This window comes from Vitreimonas sp. (genome assembly GCF_036392335.1).
Classification (GTDB): domain Bacteria; phylum Pseudomonadota; class Alphaproteobacteria; order Caulobacterales; family Aquidulcibacteraceae; genus Vitreimonas.
Genome location: NZ_DASVYD010000033.1, coordinates 1 through 7961 on the forward strand (window position 1 = coordinate 1; position 7961 = coordinate 7961).

At 66.5% G+C, this 7961-nt stretch carries 9 protein-coding genes and 1 pseudogene; 2 read left to right on the forward strand and 8 right to left on the reverse strand.

Annotation, left to right across the window (positions count from 1 at the left end; translation table 11 throughout):
* The 5 genes from VF769_RS07980 to VF769_RS08000 all read right to left on the reverse strand — a co-directional run.
* On the reverse strand, nt 1-230 hold a 230-nt coding region (locus tag VF769_RS07980; protein ID WP_331007861.1), incomplete at its 3' end, for a DUF2125 domain-containing protein.
* A complete protein-coding gene (locus VF769_RS07985; protein WP_331007862.1) occupies nt 227-967 on the reverse strand; it encodes a lysophospholipid acyltransferase family protein in 741 nt (246 codons plus the stop codon). The genes VF769_RS07985 and VF769_RS07980, both read right to left, overlap by 4 nt.
* Nucleotides 964-1578, reverse strand: coding sequence for a YdcF family protein (locus VF769_RS07990; protein WP_331007863.1), 615 nt, complete (start codon nt 1576-1578; stop codon nt 964-966). The genes VF769_RS07985 and VF769_RS07990 overlap by 4 nt, the downstream gene beginning before the upstream one ends.
* On the reverse strand, nt 1578-2438 hold the full coding sequence (locus VF769_RS07995) for a hypothetical protein (protein ID WP_331007864.1): 861 nt from the start codon (nt 2436-2438) through the stop codon (nt 1578-1580). Before VF769_RS07995 ends, VF769_RS07990 begins: the two co-directional genes overlap by 1 nt.
* Nucleotides 2435-3172: a cell division ATP-binding protein FtsE gene (locus VF769_RS08000; RefSeq protein WP_331007865.1), complete on the reverse strand. Its 738-nt coding sequence runs from the start codon at nt 3170-3172 to the stop codon at nt 2435-2437. The genes VF769_RS07995 and VF769_RS08000 overlap by 4 nt, the downstream gene beginning before the upstream one ends.
* 68 nt (nt 3173-3240) lie before the next feature.
* On the opposite strand from VF769_RS08000, the gene VF769_RS08005 reads away from it, so the two are divergent.
* Together VF769_RS08005 and VF769_RS08010 are read left to right on the forward strand one after the other, a co-directional pair.
* A complete protein-coding gene (locus VF769_RS08005; RefSeq protein ID WP_331007866.1) occupies nt 3241-4131 on the forward strand; it encodes an MJ0042-type zinc finger domain-containing protein in 891 nt (296 codons plus the stop codon).
* A complete protein-coding gene (locus tag VF769_RS08010) occupies nt 4124-4642 on the forward strand; it encodes a phosphoribosyltransferase (RefSeq protein ID WP_331007867.1) in 519 nt (172 codons plus the stop codon). Before VF769_RS08005 ends, VF769_RS08010 begins: the two co-directional genes overlap by 8 nt.
* Here VF769_RS08010 and VF769_RS08015 read toward each other — a convergent pair.
* The 3 genes and pseudogenes from VF769_RS08015 to VF769_RS08025 all read right to left on the reverse strand — a co-directional run.
* On the reverse strand, nt 4639-5163 hold the full coding sequence (locus VF769_RS08015) for a hypothetical protein (RefSeq protein ID WP_331007868.1): 525 nt from the start codon (nt 5161-5163) through the stop codon (nt 4639-4641). The two genes, VF769_RS08010 and VF769_RS08015, sit on opposite strands and share 4 nt — an antisense overlap.
* 10 nt (nt 5164-5173) lie before the next feature.
* Nucleotides 5174-7726 carry a DUF4175 domain-containing protein gene (locus tag VF769_RS08020; RefSeq protein ID WP_331007869.1) on the reverse strand — a complete coding sequence of 851 codons (2553 nt, stop codon included), beginning with the start codon at nt 7724-7726 and terminating at the stop codon, nt 5174-5176.
* A gap of 15 nt (nt 7727-7741) precedes the next feature.
* Nucleotides 7742-7961, reverse strand: a pseudogene (locus VF769_RS08025) (hypothetical protein); the annotation flags it as partial.

The following is a 7961-nucleotide window of genomic DNA, read 5'->3' on the forward strand; positions in this document are numbered from 1 at the left end:
GCCGGCGCATAGGAAACATCGTTGAGCTGTAGGCGCATGATGGCGGGAAAGCCGTGGCGCGAAATTGCGCCAATGCGCGCGGCGGCGCCGTTGGCTTGCTGTTCGCTGAGCGCAGCGTTCAGGCGGCGCTCGGCTTCGCCAGCGACGGTGTTCCAATAGAACGTCCAGCCCAAGGCGAGCAGGATGAACACGGCCCAGGGGCCGACGAGCCAAAGATATTTCGTTTTCATTTCGCCGCCACCGGCTCCGCCTTGCGTCGCTTCTGTGGAGGCAACAATGCTTGGCTCTCGCTTTCGATCCGTTCCTGCAGCTCGCGCATGAATTCCTCGCGCGGCAGGCCCGGCGGAATCGCTGGCAACACTTTGAACGTCACGTGGCCCGGGCGACGGATCAAACCCTTGGGCTTCCAGACGAGCCCCGTGTTGCAGGCGACGGGCGTCACGGGGATGTTCAAATCCTTGTACATCGCGGCGATGCCCGGCTTGTAATCCGGCGGCGCATCGACTTCCTGGCGCGTGCCTTCGGGGAAAATCAGCACCTGGCCGCCTTTGGCCACGGCCGTGCGGGCGCCGCGCACAATGCTCTTCAAAGCCTTCGCATAGCCGCCGCGATCGACCGCGATCTGGTTCTTCTTCAGATACGCGCCCATCACGGGCGTGCCGCCGAGTTCGGCTTTGTAGACATAGACCGGGCGCGGCAAGAACAGCGCCGGCGCGATCGTGTCCAGCATGGATTGGTGCTTCATCGCGATCAGCGCGCCGCCTTCCGGCACGTGCTCAAGGCCCTCAAACGAAACGCGCGCCCCGACGATCCAGCGCAGGCCCCACACTGTCGCATGGCCCCATGACCGCAGCGCCGTCCAAACATGGCGCTCGTTCATCAGAACGAACGGCCACAGCGTCAGACCGATCACGGCCATCGAGCCGTAGAGCCAGATGACGAAAATGATGGAACGTAGAAGCGTCATGCCGGTGCGTCGGCCTCGGTCTCTTGCGGTGTGCCCAGGCTGATCAACGCCTCACGGCCGCGAATGACAAGATATTTCACGTACTCGGAGCCGAGTCGGCTCGCCGCCCCCCAATCGCTGCGCCAGAGCGCGGGGTCGGTCCAACGCGTGCGCACGGGATAGGCGTAGATCTCCGCTTCCGGCATCGCCAGCGACAATTCGGCGTACGAGCGCGGCATGTGAAAATCGTCGGTGACGAGGATCAGGCGCGTAAAACGATGCTGCCGCGCCCAGCTTGCGGTTTCCGACGCATTGCCCAGCGTATCCTCGGCGCGGCGACCGAGATCGATGCAGCATTCGCCGAGCGCGGCGTCGACATCGAGCACCTCATAGAGTTCCGCATCGGTGACGATCCGGTTGACGCCTGAGATCAGCAGGCGCTCGCCTTTCTGTTCCTGCAGCAAGCGCACGCCTGTCGACAGTCGTTCAAGCGAGCCGCCCGTCAGCGCGACGATCGCTTGCGCTGGCGGCGGTTCAGGGACCTCGGTGCGGACGCGCGTGGCGAAGCTCCAGAAGCCGGCGAGAAACGCAACCACGGCCAGCAGCGCCGCCCAAAGCAGCACGCCGCGCATCAGCCGAGCCTCGCGGCCTGTCGGTGGAAGGACGCCGCCGCTGCGCGCGCGCCGGCGCCGGCGAAAATGGCCGCACCAAGCGGGACGGCGGCTATGGGCAGAAGATCAATCGGCAGAATCATGTCGCGCAGAGTGTCGAGGCGCGCGCCTGGAATGACCAGCAGCAACACGACCAACGCCGCAAAGCCCGCCAACACGCCTCCCACCATGCCAGCGGCGAGGCCGGTCCTGGCGGCCTCGTCGGCAACGCGGCCGGCGGCTTGGCCCTGAGTGGCGCCGAGGTCGCACATCACAGTGACCATCTCCCGCCGCCGCGCCGCGAGACCGCGCGCGGCGAGCCAGACGATTACCGCCATGGTCGCGGCGAACGCCACCGCGCCCCATAGCGCGATCTGACGAACAATGCCCGAAAGCCCGCCGCCTGAGGCGGAATCCGGAGCGCCGACCAGTTCGGCTGTGACGCCGCCCTGAGCCAGAGCGGCGACAATGTCCCCGGGCACGTCGACATGGGCCGGCGCGGGGGCCAGTTCGATCTCGATCAGCCGAAGCGGCGGCAAATCCTCCGCTTGCACGTCCGAGCCGCCCCATTGCTGCAGCAGAGCTGCGGCGCGGCCGGCCGTCATGGGTGCTGCGCTGGTGACGTGCGGGGCTGCGTTCAGAGCGGCCTGGGCGGCGGCGAGGCCTTCCTCGCCTTCCGGCGCCAGCACGCGGACGATCGCATAATTGCTGCGCTGCTGCTCGTAGGCGACGGCGATGCGGTCGGCGGCGCGAGCGCCGAGCCCCACCGCGGCGGCGGCAAAGGCGGCAAACGCCAGCGTCCAGAAGAGGGCGCGCTCAAGGCCGGCGAACGGATTTCTCATTCCTCCGCCTCCGTTGGCTCCCCGCCATCGTAGCCAACGCGAGATAGGTGACCGCGGTCCATCCGCCAACGATTGATCGGGCCCACGTCGGCCAGGCTCTCGTCCTGAGAGGTGATGATCACGCCGGCGCCCACGCGCCGCATCTCCGTTAACAAACGCACAACCCGACGACCGTCCGCCGGCGACATCCCGGCCGTGGGATCATCGGCGAGGATGAGGTCTGGCTTCGCCGCGAGCGCGCGGGCTATGGCCACTCTGCGTCGTTCCGCATTCGAAAGTTTTTCGACGGTGATGTCCGCGGCGTCGCCGAGGCCAACGAAATCCACAAGTTCGCGCACGTCGTCGTCATAGTCGCGCGGCTTTTGGCCGATCAGACGCAATGGCATTGCGATGTTATCGAACGCGCTCCAATGCTCAATGAACACTGGATTTTCAGCGACATAGCCGATGCGCTTCTTCACGTCGGCCTTCGTTCGCGCACTGGCTCGCCCGACGTCCACGCCCAAGATTACAGCTCGTCCAGAACGAGGCTCCAACGCTAGCCGCAGCAGGTGTTGGAACGTAGTCTTGCCAGCAGCGGCGGGACCTGTGACGAGCGCGACTTCGCCTTTGCGCGCTTCGAACTCAATCCCCACCAGAACGGTAGCCGCGCCATAGCCGGCGTCCACGCCCGCGAAACGGACGAGGGCGCCGCGCTCGTAGAGGTCTATGTCCACCGGGTTAGTGCGGGGCATGACTGGACAAATTTATTAGAATCAAGGCACGAAAATCAGTCACTGGGGCAGCTGAACGTATCGTTACCATGATCCTAACCTGCACGTCTTGCTCGACGCGTTATTACGCTGACGACGCCGCAATCGGACCCGCTGGTCGGACGGTGCGGTGCGCGGCCTGCGGATTCTCCTGGTTCGCCGAGCCGCAGCTGGAGCTGCGCACCGCGGCGGAGCCGATGGATTCCGTTCGGGCGGAAGCGCCAGCGAACGAACCTTTGACACGCGAACGTGTCGAAAGATTGCGTCGCGCCGCCGAACAGCCCGGCCCTGCGCCGTCCGCGGCCGCCAAATTCCGCGCCCAACAGGCCGACCGCATGCGCCGGGAGCGCGCCCGCGCCGCCGCCGTGGTGTGGACCGCGACAGGCGCGGCGCTCGCCGCGTCGGCGACCGGTATGGTCGCCTTCCGTCAGGATGTCGCTGAGCTGTGGCCGCGTTCGGCCAGCGCGTACGCCGCGCTCGGTCTTCCGGTGAACGTCTATGGCCTCGAGTTTTACGACCTCTCGGTTGAGCGCGCTTTCGACGGCCCGACGCCGATCCTGTTGGTCTCGGGTGAAGTTCGCAACATCGGCCGCGATGACAAGCTTGTGCCGCCGGTGCGAGTCTCGTTGCGTGACACGCGCTCGCAGGAGATTTTCGAGCTCGTGAACTCGGTCACGGATCAGCCGCTCGCCGCTGGCGAAGCCATTCCGTTCCAAATCCGGGTCGAGAATCCGCCATCGGACGCCGTCGATCTTGAAGCGACATTCGGCAATTTCTCAGACGTCGCGCTCGCGGGCGGTCCCGCGCGCGTGTCGCCGGCCGCTGCGCCGGTCGATGAGGATGGCGAGGAGCCGCTGACGCTCGACCAGCCGGTCGATGGTCAACCGGCCACGACCAGCGCGCTGGAGCCTGTCGACGGCCTACGCTTCACGAATGGCTGACGCGCGTCTGCGCGTTTTGCTTGATGAAGCCGGCATTGCCGCGCGCGTCGAACAACTTGCCGACAAATTGAGTGAGGTCGACGACAATTGGACTGTCGTCGCCTTGCTACAAGGGGCTATTCCGTTCGCCGCTGATCTCATGCGCGCGATCGAGAGGCGCGGCAAACATCCGATCTATGATTCATTGTGGCTTGAAAGCTATCGCGATGCGCGCGAGAGCTCGGGCAAGGTTGTCGTGCGCGCTGATATTTCGCGATCGGTCGAAGGCCGGCCGGCGCTCATCATCGATGATGTGTTCGATAGCGGCCGCACCATCGCCTATGCCCGCGCGCATCTCATGGCGAAGGGCGCCACACGCACCCTGGCATGCGCGTTCGTGCGGAAGCCGCTGGCGATGGGTGAACCGATCGACGCGATCGGCTGGGATGCTCCGGGTGATTTCCTCGTCGGCTACGGCATGGACGACGCAGGCCGCTATCGCGGCCTGCCGTACATCGCGGCGATCGACTAGGGTCGGCGCGCGAAGCTCAGATTGAGCCGGCCGTTCGCGCCATCAGGCAAGCGGAGTTCAAGCGAATCCGGCGTCGCGCTGAATTCGGCGGCGACAGTGCCGACGCGTCCGCATGTGTATGTGATGCCCGGGCTCGGCGTTTCGGTGAAATCGGCCGTCCAGCGATCGATCAAGCCGCCGGGCTCGGCGCCGGCCCAATTGAAGGTCACGCCGCCGTTCGCGGCTTCCGTCACTTCGAGCGCAACAGAACGCGTGTTCGTCCACCCCGTGGCCGATCCAATGCGCACGGCCTGCGTCAGATCATAGGTCCCTGGCGCGATGCGGCCGCCGCGCAGATCGGACGCAGCCGCGGCGACGGCGAGTTCTTCTTCGACGCCCACTTGGCGCGCGGGATCAGGCGCCACTGTGTTGCACGCGATCTCCGTCGGCGGCGGCGTGGACGTGTCTTGTTGCGGCGCTGGCGCGGGCGGTGAGCAGGCGACGAGCGCGGCGAGAGCAGCCGTGGCGAAAAGCGTGCGCATGTGTCCTCCGTTATGAATCGCCGAAGCGGTCGAGCAGACGCCTTAGATATTCGCGCTCGGCCTCAGGTCTATTGGGATCTTGGGCGCGACGGCGGATTTCGTCGAAGATTTCCCGCGCGCGTACGGGGTCAGCTTGGCTTGGGATTTCGCCTTCGCCGCTTGTGGCGCCGGCGCCGCTGACGGGGCGGTTGAGCGGATCGCGCGCGCCGTCCCCCGCCTGATCCGGGGGGCTATTTTCTCGGCCCCGTTCGCGCATCTCGGCGGCAAGCGATTCCGCGCCTTCGCGCAGATTGTCGAGCGCGGCGCTCTGCGCGCGTTCAGCGCCTTCGAGATCGCCGCGCCGCAATGCGTCTTCAGCTTGGCGCATGGCTTCGCCCGCGGCGTTCAGGTCGTCGCTCGGGGCCGCGCCGGATTCCTCGGCCATGCGCTGCGCTTCGGCGAGGCCTTGGCGAATCTCGGCTTGACGGCGCGCCAACTCGCCGCCGCCTTGAGCGCCTTGCTGATTGCCGCCGCTGCCGCCTTGGCCTTGCTGTTGTTGGCGCGTCTCGTCGCGCAGCGCGCGCTGTTCGCCCATCTGCTCGGAGAGGGCGTCCATGCTTTGCTGCATCTGCTCGTTGGATTGTTCGCCGCCTTCGCCTTGCGCCTGTTCCAATTGCACTTCCATGTTGGCGAGAATGTTGGCGAGCTGCTGCAGCAGCTGATTGGCTTCTTCGTTTCGGCCTTGCTCGGAGAGGCGCTGAACCTGTTCGAGCATCTCCTGGATGTCCTGGCCGCTGATACTCGTCTGTTCCTCGGTGTCTTCCATATTGGCGCGATCGCCATTGCGCAGCGCTTCTTGCACCAGGGCCTGCATGTAGTTTTCGGTCGCCCGACGCAGGGCCTCCATGAGCTGACGGATGCGGTCTTGTGGTGCGTTTTGCGCGAGCGCCTCGGCGAGCTGGCGCTGCGCCTCCTCAAGCGCCCGCCGCGCATCTGCGGCGCCGCCATATTCGGCGCGCAGCGCCGTGCGCCACAACGTATCGGCCGCGAGTTCCGTCGCGTCGATGTCGCGCGCCACATCGAGTTGTGCGCGGGCGGAGCGGAAGCCAAGGAACACGGCGAGATCGCGGAAATAGCCGTCATGCGGCTCCATCGTCAGCGCATCGATCAGGCGCGCGGCGCGGCGAATGCCTTCCGGCGCGCGCTGCAGCGACGGGCGGCGGTCATAGTCGCGGATTTCGATACGTTGCGTGCCGAGGATGATGTCGCCGGCCGGAATGGTGTGGCGCACTTCGGGCCGTTCCTCGCGATAGGCGCGGCGCTCCGCCAGAATGTGACGGCGAATTTCGATGGCGGCTTGAGCGAGCGGTTGCAGGAAGACCTTCTCGGGCAAGGTGAAGCGCATAGGGTCGCTGACGCCTTCTTGGCCTAGGGCGTCGAACGCGACGACACGGGCTTCGACTTCCATGCCGGCATAGGGGTGTGCGGCGAGATCGATCGTACTTTCCGATTGTGCTTCCGCGGGATCGCCCGCGGGGACTTCGAGCTCAGTATCGACGGGATCAGCGCGCACCAGGCCTTCCGGTGGATTGATCGGGCGCACACGCAGCGCCATGCGGCGGATGCCGAAATCGTCGCGCGCGCGCCAAGAGATGGAGACGTGCTCGTCCGGCAGGCTTGTGATGGGCGCCACGAAATCGGCCGTGGGCGCGGCGTCGGGCGCCGGCGCCAGGCGCCATTGCGCGCGCGTGTGGAAACGCACGATCTTGAGCTGGCCGCCGCGTGGGATTTGCATCCGCGCTTCCCAGGCGCCGTCCGCCGCGCGCTCGAAGCGTTGGCGCAGTTGGTCGCGGCCGCCATGGAACACGAGCACGGGCGCGCCAGACGGGCCGGTGAGACGCACCGTGACTTCCACGCTCGGCGGGGTCTCTACCCGCTCGCCGATGGCTTCGCTCAACGAGACCGGGCCTGCGCGCGTGTATTCGGCCGGCGTTGCCCAGGCTTCGATCGCCATTTCCTGGTCGCCGAGCAATGGGCCAGGGTCCGGCGCGAACGCGCGCGCCAACCGATCAGGCGCGTTTACATTGGCGAACAGCAATGCGAGCGCCAGCGCAACGAGCAGGCCATAGCGCAGCTTGTAGGGATCGAGTTCATCGAGCCGCACGCGCACCGGCCCGACGCGTGCCTTCTCCGCACGCTCAATCGCGCGTTCACGCTCGCGCTGCCAGAGCGCGACAGAGAACGGGTCATAGCGCGTGGGCTGATCGCGCAGCGCTTCGAACGCGCCAGAATCGAGCCGGGCATCTTCGGCAAGCCGTGCGCGCGCTTCTTCTTCGGTGGGTTGGCGCCAGGCGCGTTTGGCGCGGACGCCAAGCCAGGCAAACACAAGCAGCGCCGCAAGCGCGGTGAGACTTTGCAGCAAGAGCGGCAGCGCCTCGTGGCCGCCGATCAGTGCGATGAAGGCCCAGAGGCCGATGGCGGCGACGAGGAAGAAGCCGGCGCGCAGGCCGCGTTCCAGCGCCAGCCGGCCCTTGGCGCGCTGGGTTTCGCGGGCGAGCTGGGCGAGGGCGTCCTGGTGTCTCATGCCGGCCGCCGGAGCCTAACAGTCGTCGTCTGGCCAAACCATGACCAAACCCCTGGGAGGCGCCGCGGCCGTCGCTGAAAAAGGCTTAATTCGCGCCCCAGGAGCCGGCGGCGCTGGAACCGCGCGGGTCAGGTCGAACTCGACGCGGAAATGCCGGTTCGGGCGGCGCAATTCGTAGGCGAAGGATTGGCCCGGATGCACCTCAATGGCCCAGATATTATCCACAGAGGCCGGG

What these genes read in the sequence shown, in the direction of transcription:
- VF769_RS08020 (WP_331007869.1), bottom strand. Translation starts at nt 7,726, where the DNA reads ATGAGACACCAGGACGCCCTCGCCCAGCTCGCCCGCGAAACCCAGCGC.
- VF769_RS08000 (WP_331007865.1), bottom strand. Translation starts at nt 3,172, where the DNA reads ATGCCCCGCACTAACCCGGTGGACATAGACCTCTACGAGCGCGGCGCC.
- VF769_RS08015 (WP_331007868.1), bottom strand. Translation starts at nt 5,163, where the DNA reads ATGCGCACGCTTTTCGCCACGGCTGCTCTCGCCGCGCTCGTCGCCTGC.
- VF769_RS07995 (WP_331007864.1), bottom strand. Translation starts at nt 2,438, where the DNA reads ATGAGAAATCCGTTCGCCGGCCTTGAGCGCGCCCTCTTCTGGACGCTG.
- VF769_RS07990 (WP_331007863.1), bottom strand. Translation starts at nt 1,578, where the DNA reads ATGCGCGGCGTGCTGCTTTGGGCGGCGCTGCTGGCCGTGGTTGCGTTT.
- VF769_RS08005 (WP_331007866.1), top strand. Translation starts at nt 3,241, where the DNA reads ATGATCCTAACCTGCACGTCTTGCTCGACGCGTTATTACGCTGACGAC.
- VF769_RS08010 (WP_331007867.1), top strand. Translation starts at nt 4,124, where the DNA reads ATGGCTGACGCGCGTCTGCGCGTTTTGCTTGATGAAGCCGGCATTGCC.
- VF769_RS07985 (WP_331007862.1), bottom strand. Translation starts at nt 967, where the DNA reads ATGACGCTTCTACGTTCCATCATTTTCGTCATCTGGCTCTACGGCTCG.